This window comes from Nocardia sp. FBN12, from assembly GCF_054031145.1.
This window is the reverse complement of record NZ_CM132926.1, coordinates 5,180,965-5,198,064: the sequence shown is the minus strand read 5'-3', so window position 1 is coordinate 5,198,064 and position 17,100 is coordinate 5,180,965. Positions and strand designations below refer to the sequence as shown.

Below are 17,100 nucleotides of genomic sequence, written 5' to 3'. Positions count from 1 at the left end.
TTCCGCGCGCCGAGCACGCCGATCGAGGAGATCGTCGCCGCCACCTTCGCCGAGGTACTCGGCCTGACCGGCGACCGCGCGGTCGGCCTCGACGACGACTTCTTCGACCTGGGCGGCAACTCGCTCATCGCCACCCAGGTGGTCGCCCGCCTCGGTGCCGCGCTCGACACCCGCGTCCCCGTGCGCGTGCTGTTCGAGGCGCCGTCGGTGGCCGCCCTCGCCGCCAAGGTCGAGGTCCACGCGGGTAGCGGCAGCCGTCGCGAGCTCGTCGCCGGTGCGCGCCCGGAGCAGATCCCGCTCTCGCTCGCCCAGCAGCGCATGTGGTTCCTCAACCGCTTCGACAGCGCGACCGGCGTCAACAACATCCCACTGGCCGTCCGCCTGACCGGTGACCTCGACATCGACGCCCTGAGCCAGGCCGTCGCCGACGTGGTCGACCGGCACGAGGTGCTGCGTACCGTCTACCCGGAAACCGCCGAGGGCCAGGGCGTGCAGGTCGTGCTGCCCGTGGGGCAGGTGCCGATCTCGCTGCACCCGATCACCGTGGGCGAGGACGAGATCCGCGATCGGATCAGCGAACTCGTGCTCGCCGGGTTCGACGTGACCGCCGAGGTCCCGGTGCGCGCCGAATTGTTGCGCATCGCGGGCTCGATGGACGGCTCGCAGCCCGACACCCACGTGCTGGTCTTCGTCGTGCACCACATCTCCGGCGACGGCTGGTCGGTGCGCCCGCTGGCCCGCGACGTGATGATCGCCTACGCCGCCCGCTCGCGCGGCGAGGCGCCCGGCTGGACCCCGCTGCCCGTGCAGTACGCCGACTTCGCCCTGTGGCAGCGCGAAACGCTTGGCTCCGAAGCGGATTCGGCGTCGATGATCGCCCAGCAGGTGGCCTACTGGTCGCAGCACCTGGCCGGTCTGCCCGACCAGCTCGACCTGCCCGCCGATCGGGCCCGTCCCGCCGTCGCGTCCAATCGCGGTGGCGTGCACGAGTTCTCGATCGACCCGACGCTGTCGGCGAGCCTCAACGCGCTGGCCCGCGAACACGGCGCCAGCCTGTTCATGGTCGTGCACGCCGCGTTCGCCGCACTGCTGGCCCGCCTGTCGGGCAGCGACGACATCGCCATCGGCACCGCCGTCGCGGGCCGTGGTGAAGCGGTGCTCGACGATGCCATCGGCATGTTCGTCAACACCCTGGTCCTGCGCAGCACCGTCGACCCGGCCCAGCCGTTCGCCGACCTCCTCGCCCAGACCAGGGAGAACGACCTCGCCGCCTTCGGCCACGCCGACCTGCCCTTCGAGCGGCTCGTCGAGATCCTCAACCCGGCCCGTTCGCAGGCACGCCACCCGCTGTTCCAGGTGATGCTGTCGTTCCAGAACACCGGCGAGGCCTCCTTCGAACTCCCCGGCCTCGAGGTCGCGGGCGTGCCGCTGGATGTGGTCACCGCCAAGTTCGATCTGCACCTGAACCTGGCCGACCGCCACCGTGCCGACGGTTCCGCCGACGGCATGACGGCCGAATTCGCCTACGCGACCGACATGTTCGACGCCGGCACCGTCGCCGCTCTCGCGCAGCGCCTGGTACGGATGCTGACCGCGGTCGTCGCCAAGCCGACCCGCGCGATCGGCGAGGTCGACCTGCTTGCCCCGGCCGAATACCGCCAGGTGGTCACCGACTGGAACGCCACCGAGCACCCGGTCGACCAGGCCGCCACGCTGGTCTCGATGTTCGAGGCACAGGCCGCGACCAGCCCGAACGCGACCGCCGTGACATTCGAGGGGACGAGTCTGGCCCACCCGTCGCCCGACCACCACCCCTCATCTAGTAGCGCTGCGACGCTGACATATGGCGAGTTCTCCGCGCAGGTGAACCGCCTGGCCCGCCACCTCATCGCCCAGGGCGTCGGCCCGGACACCATGGTCGCGCTCGGCATGCGCCGCTCGCTCGACCTGGTGATCGGCATGTACGCGGTGAGCGTGGCCGGTGGCGCCTATGTGCCGCTGGACCCCGACCACCCGGCCGAGCGCACCCACTACGTGCTCGAGACCGCGGCACCGGTCTGCGTATTGACCACTGCCCGTGACGAATTCGACGCGGGATCGACCGCCGCGCTGAACATCGAGCGCCTGGATCTCTCGGGTTACTCGGATGCGCCGGTCACCGATGCCGATCGGATCGCGCCGCTGCGTCCGGAGAACACCGCGTACGTGATCTTCACGTCGGGTTCCACGGGTCGTCCGAAGGGTGTGGCGGTCAGCCACGGTGCGATCGTCAACCGTTTGGTGTGGATGCAGGAGGCCTACGGTCTGACCGAGGCCGATGTGGTCTTGCAGAAGACCCCGGCGACGTTCGACGTGTCGGTGTGGGAGTTCTTCTGGCCCTTGCAGATCGGCGCGCGACTCGTTGTCGCGAAGCCCGATGGTCACCGCGATCCGGCCTACCTCGCCGAGCTCATCGCCGCCGAGGGCGTCACCACCGCGCACTTCGTGCCGTCGATGATGTCGGTCTTCGTCGCCGAACTGGCCGAGTCCGCCGCCGTGGCGCTCGCCGACGGTGCGGAGGTCTCGAGCAGCCTGCGCCTGGTGTTCGCCTCGGGTGAGGCGCTGCCCGCGCCGACCGCCCAGCGGATGCGCGCGCTCACCGGCGCGGCCCTGCACAACCTGTACGGGCCCACCGAAGCCGCGGTCGACGTGACCTTCCACGAGGTCGCCGATGCCGACACCACCTCGGTGCCGATCGGTGCTCCCGTCTTCAATACCCAGGTGTACGTGCTGGATTCGCGTCTGCACCCGGTGCCCGTCGGCGTTCCCGGCGAGCTGTACCTGGCCGGTGTCCAGCTGGCGCGCGGCTATGTCGCTCGCCCGGATCTCACCGCTGATCGCTTCGTGGCCGACCCGTTCGGTGCCGATGGCGAGCGCATGTACCGCACGGGCGACCTCGTCGCCTGGACCGCGGACGGCGAGCTGGAATACCTGGGCCGCACCGACTTCCAGGTCAAGCTGCGTGGTCTGCGTATCGAACTCGGCGAGATCGAGTCCGCGCTCACCGCACTGCCCTCGATCGCCCAGTCCGTGGTCGTGGTCCGTTCCGACGAGCGCCTCGGCGACCAGCTGGTCGGCTACCTGATCCCGGCGGCCGGTGCGAGCATCGACCTCGACGCCGTGCGCACCGAACTCGGCGGCGCGCTGCCTGCCTACATGGTTCCCACCGCCTTCGTGATCTTGGATGCCTTCCCGCTCAACGCCTCCGGCAAGCTCGACCGCAAGGCGCTGCCCGCGCCGGTGTTCGAGGCCAAGGTGTTCCGCGCCGCGTCCACCCCGATCGAGGAGATCGTGGCGGGCACCTTCGGCGACGTGCTCGGCGTGACCCGCGTCGGCGCCGACGACGACTTCTTCGAACTCGGCGGCAACTCGCTGCTGGCCACCCAGGTCACCGCCCGCATCGGCGCCGCCCTGGACACCCAGCTCTCGGTGCGCGACCTGTTCGAGGCCTCGACGGTCTCCGCACTGGCCGCCCGCGCCGAGCACAACGCGGGCTCCGGCCGGACCCGTCCGCGCCTGACCGCGGGGGAGCGGCCCGCCGTCATCCCGCTCTCGCCCGCCCAGCAGCGCTACTGGTTCCTCAACCAGTTCGACACGTCCACCTCCGCGGTCGACAACATCCCCCTCGCCGTCCGCCTCACCGGTGAACTCGACGTGCCCGCGCTCGAGCAGGCCATCGGCGACGTGTTCGCCCGCCACGAGATGCTGCGCACCACCTACCCGGGCTCGCCCGACGGCCCGCACCAGGTGATCCTGCCCATCTCGCAGAGCCGCGCCGTGGTGCACCGTATCTCGGTCACCGAGGCCGAATTGCTCGGCAGCGTCATCGAATTCGCGATGACCACCTTCGACGTCACCCAGGAGGTGCCGCTCAAGGTCGCGCTGTTCGAACTGAACGAGACCGACCACGTGCTCGCGTTCACCGTGCACCACGTCTCCGCCGACGGTTCCTCGATGGGTCCGCTGGCCCGCGACATCATGGCCGCCTACGTGGCCCGCGTGCAGGGCGAGGCGCCGCAGTGGGCGCCGCTGCCCGTGCAGTACGCCGACTACGCGCTCTGGCAGCGTGAGGTCCTCGGCGACGAGACCGATTCCGAATCCCTCGCCGCCAAGCAGGTCGCGTACTGGGCCGAAGCGCTCGCCGGGCTGCCCGACCAGCTCGAACTGCCCGCCGACCGGCCGCGCCCGCCCGCGCAGTCGTTCCAGGGCCAGGCCATTCGCTTCGAGATCGACCCGGTCCGCCACGCGGCCCTGCACGAGCTGGCCAGGGCGAACAACGCCTCGCTGTTCATGGTCGTGCACGCCGCGCTCGCGGTGCTGCTGGCCCGCCTGTCGGGCACCGACGACATCGCGGTCGGCACCCCGATCGCGGGCCGTGGTGAACGCGAACTCGACGACCTGATCGGCATGTTCGTCAACACCCTGGTGTTCCGCACCGCCGTCGACCCCGGCGCCTCCTTCGCCGAACTGCTCGCCGACGTGCGCAACCGCGACCTGGAGGCCTTCGCCAACGCCGACGTGCCGTTCGAGCGTCTCGTCGAGGTGCTCAACCCGGTCCGCTCCACCGCGCGCAACCCGCTGTTCCAGGTGGGCCTGTCGTTCCAGAACCTGGCCGACACCACCTTCGAACTGCCCGGCCTGACGGTCAGCGCCGTCGACTACGACTCGCAGCTGGCCAAGACCGACCTGCATGTCACCCTCTACGACCGCTACACCGACGACGGCGCACCTGCCCAGCTGGTGACCGAATTCGGTTACGCCATCGACCTGTTCGACGAGTCGACGGTTCAGAGCTTCGCGGACCGCTTCCTGCTCGTCCTCGACGCGGTCGCCGCCGACGCCACCATCCCGGTCGGCGACATCGACCTGCTCACCACGCCGGAATCCGAGCGGATCGTCACCGCGTGGAACGACACCGCGCACGCTGTCGACACCGACGCCACCCTGGTGTCGCTGCTGGACGCCACTGTGGCGGCCACGCCCGACGCGATCGCACTGGTCGTGGACGAGCCGGAGTCCGACGCGAACGGTCTGAGCGTCGGCGGTCGTCGTGAGCTGACCTACGCCGAACTCGATGCCGAGGTCAACCGCCTTGCGCGGCACCTGATCTCGCGCGGCATCGGCACCGAGGACCGGGTGGCTCTTGCCATCCGCCGCTCCGCCGAGCTGATCATCGCGATGTACGCGGTGGCCCGCACGGGCGCGGCCTACGTGCCGATCGACCCGGATCAGCCTGCCGAGCGCACCGACTACATCCTGGAAACAGCCGCACCCGCTGTCGTGCTGACCACGGCGAACGCCGAATTCAGCACGGCGGCAGCCGAAGTGGTTGTTCTCGACGAGCTCGACCTGAGCGATGTCAGCGATGCCGCGATCACCGGGCGCACCCTGGTCCCCGCGAACACCGCGTACGTGATCTTCACGTCCGGCTCGACCGGCAAGCCCAAGGGTGTCGCGGTCTCGCACGGTGCGATTGTCAACCAGTTGCTGTGGGAGACGGCTGAATTCGGCATCGGCGCCGACGACGCGGTGCTGCTCAAGACCGCCGCCACCTTCGACCTCTCGGTCTGGGAGTTCTGGACCGCCGCCGTCGCGGGCGCCCGCCTGGTGGTCGCCACCGCCGACGGCCACCGCGACCCGGCCTACCTCAACGACCTGATGCGGGCCACCGCCGTCACCACACTGCACGCGGTGCCGTCGATGCTCGACGCGCTGCTCACCGAATCCGGTGCGGCGCTGCCGCGCACGCTGCGCCGCGTCCTCGCCATCGGTGAGGCGCTGCCCGCCGCGACCGCGCAGCGTTTCCGCACGGCCAACACCGCCGCGCTGTTCAACCTCTACGGCCCGACCGAGGCCGCGGTCTCGATCACCAGCCACGCGGTCACCGACGCCGACACCGTCTCGGTGTCGATCGGTGCGCCGGAGTGGAACAGCCTTGTCTACGTGCTGGATTCGCGCCTGCGCCCGGTCCCGGTCGGCGTCTCCGGCGAGCTGTACCTGGCCGGTGCCCAGCTGGCCCGCGGCTACTACGGCCGCGCCGACCTCACCGCCGACCGCTTCGTCGCCGATCCGTTCGCTGCTTCCGCGGCTGGAACCGCCGGCGAACTCGGTGCCCGGATGTACCGCACCGGCGACCTGGTGGCCTGGAATGCCAACGGCGAATTGGACTACCGTGGCCGCACCGACTTCCAGGTGAAGATCCGCGGTTTCCGCATCGAACTCGGCGAGATCGAAGCCGCGCTACTGCGTCAGCCCGGCATCACCTCTGCCGCCGTTCTCGCCCACACCGATCCCGTCGTAGGCGATCGCCTGGTCGCCTACGTCGTCGCCGGTACCGCTGCTGATGCCGCCGTGGTGGACGCCGTGACCGGGGACGCCCAGACCGTAACCGCCTTGAACGCCGACGCCGCGCAGTCTCGCTCCGCCACTGAGCTCGACAAGCTGGCCCTGCGTGCCGCACTGGCCGCCGAGCTGCCGTCGTACATGGTCCCGACTGTGTTCCTGCAGCTCGACGCCCTGCCGCTGAACGCCAACGGCAAGCTCGACCGCAAGGCGCTGCCGGAGCCCGAGGTCGAGAAGGCCGTGTTCCGCGCGCCGGTGAGTCCGAGTGAACAGCTCGTCGCCGCCACCTTCGCCGAGGTCCTTCGCCTCGACGCCGACAAGCGGTTCGGGCTCGACGACGACTTCTTCGCCTGGGGCGGTAACTCGTTGCTGGCTACGCAGGTCGCGGCTCGCCTGGGTGAGTCGCTCGACACCCGCATCCCCGTGCGTCTGCTGTTCGAGGCATCGACGGTGGCCGCGCTGGCCCAGCGGGTCGAGCAGCATGCCGAGACCGGTGATCGCAAGGCGCTGACCGCCGGTCCGCGCCCCGAGCACATCCCGCTCTCGCTCGCGCAGCAGCGGATGTGGTTCCTCAACCGCTTCGACACTCAGTCGGCCGCCTACAACGTGCCCGTCGCGGTCCGCCTCACCGGCGACCTCGACGTGAACGCGCTGCGTGCGGCGGTCACCGACCTGGTGACCCGCCACGAGATCCTGCGCACGATCTACCCGCAGCTCGGGGTGGGTCAGGGGGCAGGGGGCGCTGCTGGTGCGGCACAGGTGATCCTGTCGCCCGCACAGGCCGCGCCGGAGCTGATCGAACGCACGGTCGCCGCCGACGAGGTGGAATCGGCTGTGGCGGAACTGATGTCGACGATGTTCGACGTCACCGTCGAGGTCCCCCTCAAGGTCGCACTATTCCGCGTCGAGAACGCTGAATCTGATGGCGATGCTCTCGAGGGCCCTGCGTGGTCACGCTCCGCTACCTCCTCCGGGCCCGCCGGGAGCATCGCGGGCGACTTCGTGCTGGCCCTGGTCGTGCACCACATCTCCGGTGACGGTTCCTCCGTCGCCCCGCTGACCCGCGACCTGATGACCGCCTACGCGGCCCGCTCCATGGGCTCCGAGCCCGGCTGGGCACCCCTGGCCGTGCAGTACGCGGACTACAGCATCTGGCAGCGCGACCTCCTCGGCAGCGAGGACGACGCCGACTCGATGGCGTCCAAGCAGGTCGCGCACTGGAAGCAGGCCCTCGCGGACCTGCCCGATCAGCTCGACCTGCCCGCCGACCGCCCGCGCCCCGCGGTGCAGACCTTCGCCGGCAGCAAGGTCGACCTCCAGATCGACGCCGACACCCACCGCGCGCTGGTCGAACTGGCCCGCGCCGAGGGCGCGACGCTGTTCATGGTCGTGCACACCGCCCTCGCGGTGCTGCTCGCCCGCCTGTCCGGCACCGACGACATCGCCATCGGCACCCCGATGGCCGGTCGTGGCGAAGCTGCACTCGACGACATGATCGGCATGTTCGTCAACACCCTGGTGTTCCGCACCAAGGTCGACGGCGGCGAGGCGTTCACGCAACTGCTGGCCCGCCAGCGTGAAGACGACATCGCGGCGTTCGCCAACGCCGACGTGCCGTTCGAGCGCCTGGTCGAGGTACTCAACCCGGTCCGCTCGACCGCGCGCCACCCGCTGTTCCAGGTGGGCCTGTCGTTCCAGAACCTCAGCCGCGCCACCCTGGAACTGCCCGGCCTGACGGTCTCCGGCCTCGACATCGCCACCGAGCTGTCGCAGTTCGATTTGCACCTGATCGCCACCGACCGCTACGGCGATGCCGGTGAGCCCGAAGGCATTTCGGGTCTGTTCACCTACGCCACCGACCTGTTCGATCACGCCACGGTCGAAGGTTTCGTGGAGCGCTTCGTCCGCTTGCTCGGCGCGATCGTCGCCACCCCGCGCACCGCGGTCGGCGATATCGAGCTGTTGGCCCCGGCCGAGCGCACCCAGATCCTCGATGCCCGCAACGCCACCACCTATTCGGTCGACACCGAGGCCACCCTGGTCTCGCTGCTCGACGCGACCGTGGCCGCCGACCCGAAGTCGACCGCTTTGGTCACTGACGACGGCGCCCAGCTCACCTACGCCGAACTCGACGCGAAGGTGAACCGTCTCGCCCGGCACCTGATCTCGCTGGGTGTGGGCCCGGAGTCCCGTGTCGCGCTGGCCATGCGGCGCTCGGTGGATCTGGTTGTCGCGATGTACGCGGTAGCCAAGTCCGGTGGCGCGTACGTGCCGGTCGATCCCGATCAGGCAGCCGAGCGCACCGACTACATCCTCGAGACTGCGGCACCGGTCTGCGTGCTGACCAACGCCGAGTTCGCCACCGATGCCGCACCGGTCGTGCGGATCGACGAGCTTGACCTGGAATCGATCGCTGCCACACCGATTTCCGATGCCGAGCGCACCGAACCGCTGCGTCCGGAGAACACCGCCTACGTGATCTTCACGTCCGGCTCCACCGGCCGCCCGAAGGGTGTGGCCGTCCCGCACGGCGCCATCGCCAGCCAGCTGCAGTGGAAGCTGATCGAGTTCGGCATGGACGCCGCCGACGCGGTGCTGCTCAAGACCGCCGCCACTTTCGACCTCTCGGTCTGGGAGTTCTGGTCGGCCGCGGTCTGCGGTGGCCGCCTGGTGATCGCCTCGGCCGACGGCCATCGCGACCCGGCCTACCTCAACGAGCTGATGGCCCGCGAATGGGTCACCACCCTGCACGTGGTGCCGTCGATGCTCGACGCGCTGCTCGCTTCCGGGATGCCGGATTCGCTGTGGCGGGTCCTGGCGATCGGTGAGGCACTGCCGGGCTCGCTGGCTCAGCGCTTCCGAGCCGAGTTCGGCCGCACCGAGCTGTTCAACCTGTACGGCCCGACCGAGGCCGCGGTGTCTATCACCTCGCACCGGGTGAACGCCGCCGACCAGGCCTCGGTCTCCATCGGTTCGCCCGAGTGGAACAGCCAGGTCTACGTGCTCGACGAGCGTCTGCGCCCGGTGCCCGACGGTGTCGCCGGTGAGCTGTACCTTGCAGGCGCGCAGCTGGCTCGCGGCTACTACGGTCGCCCCGACCTGACCGCCGATCGCTTCGTGGCCAACCCGTTCACCCCGGGTACCCGCATGTACCGCACCGGTGACCTGGTGGCCTGGCACAACCGCGAACTCGACTACCGCGGCCGCACCGACTTCCAGGTGAAGATCCGCGGTTTCCGGATCGAACTCGGCGAGATCGAAGCCGCGCTGCTCGCGCTGCCCGAGATCGCCCAGACCGCGGTGATCGCCAAGTCCGATCCGCGCACTGGTGATCGCCTGGTCGCGTACCTGGTCGGTGCCGCGACGACACCCGCTTCGGGTGCACCGGCGGATGACGTGGCCGACGGCCTCGATCAGCCCTCGACTGCCGCGGATATCGATGTGGCACAGGTCAAGTCGACGCTCGCCGCCGGGCTGCCGTCCTACATGGTGCCCACCGCGTTCGTCGTGCTGGACGCGCTGCCGCTCAACGTGAACGGCAAGCTCGACCGCAAGGCGCTGCCGGAGCCGGAGTTCGAGGCGCAGGCCTTCCGCGCGCCGTCGACCCCGATCGAGGAGATCGTGGCGGGCGTGTTCGCCGATGTCCTCGGCGCCGATCGTGTCGGCGCCGACGACGACTTCTTCGCCCTCGGCGGCAACTCGCTGCTGGCCACCCAGGTCACGGCCCGCCTCGGTGCCGCCCTGGACAGCCGGGTGCCCGTGCGCCTGCTGTTCGAGGCGTCGACCGTTGCCGGTCTCGCGGTGAAGGTCGAGCAGGGTGCGGGCGCCGGTGGGCGTCGCGCGCTGGTCGCCGGGACGCGTCCCGACCAGGTGCCGCTGTCGCTCGCGCAGCAGCGCATGTGGTTCCTGAACCAGTTCGACACGGCTTCTTCGGTGAACAACATCCCCGTCGCCGTCCGCCTGTCGGGCGCGCTGGATGTCGAGGCGCTGCAACTGGCCGTCGCCGATGTGCTCGCACGGCACGAGACCCTGCGCACGGTGTACCCGTCGACCGACGGCACCCCGCACCAGGTGATCCTGCCGGTCGAGGGCAATGTGCCGGACCTGACGCCGGAAACCGTTGCCCCCGAACAGATTCGCGACAAGATCGCCGAAGTGATCGCTACCGGCTTCGATGTGATCAGCGAAGTTCCGTTGCGCGCCAAGCTGCTCCGCGTTGCCGCCGACGCGACGGCCGCGGGCGATGCTGTCGTGACCACCGGCAGTGCCACAGGTGCGACGCGGGCCGGGTCGGACTCGGCGGACGAGTACGTCCTCGTCTTCGTCGCTCACCACATCAGCGCCGACGGCTGGTCCATGGGCCCGCTGACCCGCGACGTGATGATCGCCTACGCCGCGCGTGCCGCCGGTGAGGCCCCGGGCTGGGCGCCGATGCCGGTGCAGTACGCCGACTTCAGCGTCTGGCAGCGCGAGGTGCTCGGTTCCGAGACCGACGAGACCAGCCTCGTCGCCCAGCAGGCCGACTACTGGAAGCGCGCACTCGCCGGTGTCCCCGACGAGCTGAACCTGCCCCTCGACCGGCCGCGTCCGAGCACGCAGTCCTTCGCCGGTGGCCGGGTGCTGTTCCCGATCGGTGGCGACATCCACGCCGGGCTGTCCGCGATCGCTCGCGAGCAGAACGCGACGCTGTTCATGGTCGTGCACACCGCGCTCGCGGTATTCCTGGCGCGCATGTCGGGCACCGAGGACATCGTCATCGGCACCCCGATCGCGGGCCGCGGCGAAGCCGAACTCGACGACGTGATCGGCATGTTCGTCAACACCCTCGCCCTGCGCACGCAGGTCGGCGGACAGCTGAGCTTCGCCGAGCTGCTGACCCAGGCCAAGGAAGCCGATCTGGCCGCCTTCGCCCACGCCGACATCCCGTTCGAACGCCTGGTGGAACTGCTCAACCCCGAGCGCTCCACCGCGCGGCACCCGCTGTTCCAGGTGGCGCTGTCGTTCGAGAACCTGCCCGACGCCAGCTTCGAGCTGCCGGGTCTGTCGGTCTCGGCGGTCGACTTCGACGTCGACACCGCCAAGTTCGACCTGCTGCTCACCGTGCGGGAAGCGGCAGCCGGAGACGACGCGGGCGCCTACGCCGAGTTCTCCTACGCCAGTGCGTTGTTCGATCAGTCGACGGTGGAGAAGTTCGCGCAGCGCTTCCAGCGTCTGCTCGCCGAGGTCGTCGCCGACACCACCACCCCGGTCGGTGACCTCGAACTCCTCGACAGCGCCGAGCGCACCGAACTGCTCACCCGCACAGGCGGTCCCGCCGCTTCGGTGAGCACCCTGCCGGAGCTGCTGACCCAGGCCGTCGCGACCAACCCGACCGGTCAGGCCATCGTCGCGCCGGGCGAGTCGGCCTCGCTGACCTACGCCGAGCTCGACGCGGCTTCCTCGCGCCTGGCTCGTGTGTTGATCGAGCGTGGTGCGGCACCGGAAACGGTCGTCGCCATCGCCATGCAGCGTTCGCTCGACACCACCCTGGCCATCTGGGCCGTCAGCAAGACCGGTGCGGCGTTCCTCCCTGTCGATCCGAAGTACCCGGCCGAGCGCATCGCGCACATGATGTCGGACTCCGGTGCGGCACTGGGCATTACGGTCTCGTCCGAGGTCGGCCACCTGCCCGCGCCCGCACAGGGTGACTGGCTGGTTCTCGACGACGCCGCCGCTCAGACGGAGATCGCCGCGCAGTCCGATGCCCCGATCGCCGAGGCCGAGCGCCGCGGCGCGGTCCGCCCCGGCAACACGGCCTACATGATCTACACCTCGGGTTCGACGGGCCTGCCAAAGGGCGTAGTCGTCACCCACGCCAGTGTGCCCAACTTCGCCGCCGCCCAGGTCGCGCAGTTCGGTCTCGACAAGAACGCACGGACCCTGGCGTTCGCGTCACCGTCGTTCGACGCCTCGATCCTCGAGTTCCTCCTCGCGGTCGGCTCGGCGGGCACGCTCGTCATCACGCCGGTCGGCGTGGTCGGCGGCGAGGAACTGGCCGACATCATCACCAGCCAGCAGCTGACCCACGTGTTCCTCACCCCGCTGGTCGCGGCGTCGATGGAACCCGCGGCACTGGCCGGACTCGAAGCGCTGATCGTCGGTGGCGACAAGGCCCCCGTCGACCTGGTCGCGAACTGGCACAGCGCGGGCACCGACCCGGCGCACCACCGGTTCTACAACGCCTACGGTCCGACCGAGGCGACCATCGCCACCAACCTGTCCGATCCGCTGCTGCCGGGCGACACCATGAACATCGGTGGCCCGATCGCGGGCGCGACCGTGTACGTGCTCGACAACCGCCTGCGCCCGGTTCCCGAGGGTGTAGCCGGTGAGCTGTACCTCGGCGGGGTCCCGCTGGCCCGCGGCTACCACGCGCGCCACGGCCTCACCGCCGAGCGTTTCGTGGCCAGCCCGTACGCCGACGGCGAGCGCCTCTACCGCACCGGCGACGTCGTCGCCTGGCGCACCGTCAACGACAAGCCGGTCGTGGAATACGTGGGCCGCAACGACTTCCAGGTGAAGATCCGCGGTTTCCGCATCGAACTGGGCGAGATCGACGCGGTCCTCACCGCGCACGACGACGTCGAGTTCGCCGCCACCATCGGCCGCAAGACCGACGCGGGCGCCACCATCCTGGTGTCCTACGTGCGCGGCAACGTCGACCCGGCCGCCCTGGTCGAATACGCGGCGCAGCACCTGCCCGCGCACATGGTGCCCGCCGCCGTGATGGTCCTCGACGAGATCCCGCTGACCCCCGCGGGCAAGCTGGACCGTCGCGCACTGCCCGAGCCCGTTCTCGCTCCGCGCGAGTTCCGCACGCCGACAAGCGAAGTCGAGGCGATCATCGCGACCGTCTTCGCCGAGGTGCTCGGTGTCGACGCCGTCGGCCTGGACGATTCGTTCTTCGCTCTTGGCGGCGATTCGATCCTGTCCATCCAGCTGGTCTCGCGCGCCAAGGATCGCGGCGTGCTCTTCAAGCCGCGCGATGTGTTCGAAAAGCGCAGCGTGGCAGGGCTTGCCGAGATCGCCGTGCTCGCGGGCGACGCCGAACAGATCGTGCTCGAGGAACTGCCGGGCGGCGGTGTCGGCGATATCCCGATGCTGCCGATCATGCGCCAGATCCTGGCCGGCGGCTCCACCTACGACCGGTTCTCCCAGTCGATGGTGCTTCGCCTGCCCGAGAACATCACCGCCGAGGTCCTGCACGCCACGATCGGCGCGGTCTTCGACCACCACGACGTGCTGCGTTCGAGGGTGGCGCACGGTGAAAACGGTTGGATCTTCGAGGCTTTGGCGCCGGGCGAGGTCGATGTGACCACGCTGGTGCGCCGGGTCGAGGTGCCCGGTGACATCGCCGACGATCAGCTGTCCAAGCTGGCCAGTATCGAATACGACGAGGCCATGGGCCGTCTCGACCCCGCGAACGCCGCCATGGTGCAGTTCGTCTGGTTCACCTTCGGCGAGCCCACCGAGGGTCCCCGCCGTCGCGACGCGCTGCTCATCGTCGGCCACCACTTCGTGATCGACGGCGTCTCCTGGCGCATCCTGATCCCGGACCTCGGCATGGCCTGGGGCCAGATCGCGGCGGGCCAGCAGGTCGCGCTGCCGGTCAACGGCACGTCGATGCGTCGCTGGGCACACAGCCTGGTGGAGCAGTCGCAAGACCGTCGCGCGGAACTGCCGTTCTGGCGCGAGGTCTCGGCCACCGCCGACCCGCAGCTGGGCGCGCGGGCGTTCGACCCGCAGGTCGACACCTTCGCCACCGTCGACCGGGTGCAGGTCACCCTCTCGCCCGAGGTCACCGACGCGGTCCTCACCGCGATCCCCGGCCTCTACCACGGCGGCGTCAACGACGGTCTGCTCACCGCGCTCGCGCTGGCTGTATCCCGTTGGCGTGGAGACGAATCCGGTACTGCGGCGCTGATCAAGCTGGAAGGCCACGGCCGCCAGGAAGAGATCGTCGCCGGTGCGGATCTGTCGCGCACCGTCGGCTGGTTCACCACAGCCTTCCCGGTCCGCCTGGATCTGGCCGGTGCTGATCTCGACGACGCGTTCGCCGGTGGCGCCGTGCTCGGTGACGTCATCAAGTCGGTCAAGGAGCAGATGCTCGCGGTGCCGGACAAGGGCATCGGCTTCGGCATGCTGAAGTACCTCGACGGTGCCGACCTGCCGAGCGTGGGCCAGATCAGCTTCAACTACCTCGGTCGCGCGACCGCGGGCGAGATTCCCGCCGAACTCGCCGAACTCGGCTGGGTGCCGGTGGCGGATCTGGGTCAGCTCGACGCCGAGATGGACCTCGACATGCCCGCCAACGCGACCCTGGACATCAACGCCATCGTCAACGACGGCGACGAGGGCCCGCAGCTCGGCGCGAACATCGCGTTTCCGAAGGGTCTGCTCACCGCCGAGCAGGCGCAGGAGTTCGCCGACCTGTTCGTGGCCGCGCTCACCGCGCTCGCCACCCACGCCCAGCGTGCCGACGCGGGTGGTTTCACCCCGTCCGACATGCAGCTCGTGCGGGTCGGCCAGTCCGATCTCGAGCTGTGGGAGCGCGACTACCCGGCGCTGTCGGAGGTATGGCCGCTCTCGCCGCTGCAGGCGGGCCTGATGTTCCACGCCATGCTCAGCTCGGCGACCGTCGACGTCTACACCGTGCAGGCCGTGCTCGACCTGACCGGCACCCTCGACACCGAGCGGCTGCGTGGCGCGGCCCAGGCCGTGCTCGACCGGTACCCGAACCTGCGGACCGCGTTCGTCACCGATTCTGCCGGTCAGCCGGTGCAGGTGGTGCTGTCCGAGCTCGAGGTGCCGTGGCGCGAGGTCGACCTCACCGACCTGCCCGAAGACGAGCGGATGCCGCGCATGCGACAGCTGCTGCAGGCCGATCAGGCGAACCAGTTCGACATGGCCACCGCGCCGCTGATCCGCTTCGGTCTGTACACGACCGGCGAGGGCACGGCGCACCTGGCGATCACCGTCCACCACATCCTGGTCGACGGCTGGTCCATGCCGCTGCTCATGCGCGACCTGCTCGTGCTCTACGCGGTGCACGGTGACCTCACCGCGCTGCCGCGGGTGGCGTCCTACCGCAACTTCCTGTCCTGGCTTTCGGGCTGGGATCGTGAAGTGTCGCTGCAGGTCTGGGCCGACGCGCTGGCCGGGGTCGAAGGCCCCACCCAGCTCGCGCCCGCGCCGCGCACCGAGGAACGCTACGAACTCGGCAAGGTCATCGTCGAGATCGACAACGACCGCACCAGGGCGCTCGGCAAGTTCGCCGGCGAGCTCGGTGTCACCGTGAACACGATGCTGCAGACCGCGTGGGGCATCGTCGTCGGACGCCTGACCGGGCGTGACGACGTGGTGTTCGGCGCGACCGTCTCCGGCCGCCCGGCGGAACTGCCCGGCGTGGAGTCCATGGTCGGCCTGTTCATCAACACCCTGCCCGTGCGCATCCAGATCGACGACCGGATGACCGCGGAGAAGCTGACCCAGCGGGTGCAGTCCGAGCAGGCCGAACTGCTCAGCCACCACTTCGTCGGCCTGTCCGACATCCAGCGGGTGGCGGGCATGGGCTCGCAGTTCGACACGCTGGTGGTGTTCGAGTCCTACCCGATGGACAAGGACGCCGTCACCGCGGCGAGCTCGATCGACGGCATGCAGGTCACCGGTGTGGGCCTCGACGACGCCACCCACTACCCGCTCACGCTCGTGGTGATGGCCGAGTCGACCATCGAGATCACGATGAAGTACCTGACCAGCACCTTCACCGCCGACGAGGTCCGCACACTGTCGCAGCGCCTGCTGCGCGTGCTCGACGAGCTGCTCGACAACCCGAACGGCCTGGTCGGCGACATCGACATCCTCGATGCGAGCGAACGTGCCCAGCTGCTCGCCGATTCCGGTCTGACAGCTGCTGTTTCGGCTCCGGTGGCGTCCGGTGTCGGCGCGCAGACGGTGGCCAAGGTGCTCGCCGAGGTCGTCGAAGCCGACCCGCAGGCACCCGCGCTGTTGCGTGGTGACAGCGAAATCGCCTACAGCGCACTGGATCGCAAGTCCTCCCAGCTGGCCCGGGTGCTCATCGCGCGCGGTGCGGGCCCCGGCGACGTGGTCGCGATCTCGCTGCCCCGCAGTGTGGATTCGGTCCTCGCCGCCTGGGCGGTGCACAAGGCAGGCGCCGCGGTGCTCTTCGCCGGCGAACTCTCCGGTGTCGAACTCGCCGCTGCCGGAGCATCCTTCGGCATCAGCGCCGACCCGGTCGCCGGCGTAGCGGGCCAGTGGCTGACCCTGTCCGACGTCGAAGACGAGATCGCCGCAGCCGCAGCACATCCCGTCTCCTACGCCGACCGAGTCCGCCCCCTCGCCGAAGTCCACCCGGCCTTTGTGCTGGTCGCCGGCGAGAACACCACGGTCCTCAGCCAGTCCGAAGCGGTAGCCCTCGCCGAGCGCCTCCGCGACGAACACAGCATCGACTACGAATGCACCACCTACACCACCCACGCCTCCGGCCCGGCCGCCATTCAGGAATTCCTGGTGTCGTCCACCGCCGGTGCGCTGTCGGTGTTGCCCGATGGCGCGGTCGAAGACGACCTGGCCGAGGGCGAGGTCACGCACTGGTTCGTCGCCGCGGGCGACCCGACCGACGCGGTCGAGGGTGAGGTCACGGTGATCGCTGCCGAGTAG

The 17,100-nt window shown here is 69.8% G+C and carries 1 protein-coding gene (only partly in view); it reads left to right on the top strand.

Annotated features, from left to right (window positions below; translation table 11 throughout):
- Positions 1-17,100, top strand: partial view of a non-ribosomal peptide synthase/polyketide synthase gene (locus tag ACWZHB_RS24585; protein ID WP_427904174.1) — the end only. The gene continues 27,492 nt to the left of window position 1, outside the view; the window shows 17,100 of its 44,592 coding nt (coding positions 27,493-44,592); the start codon falls outside the window, past its left edge; it ends in the stop codon at positions 17,098-17,100.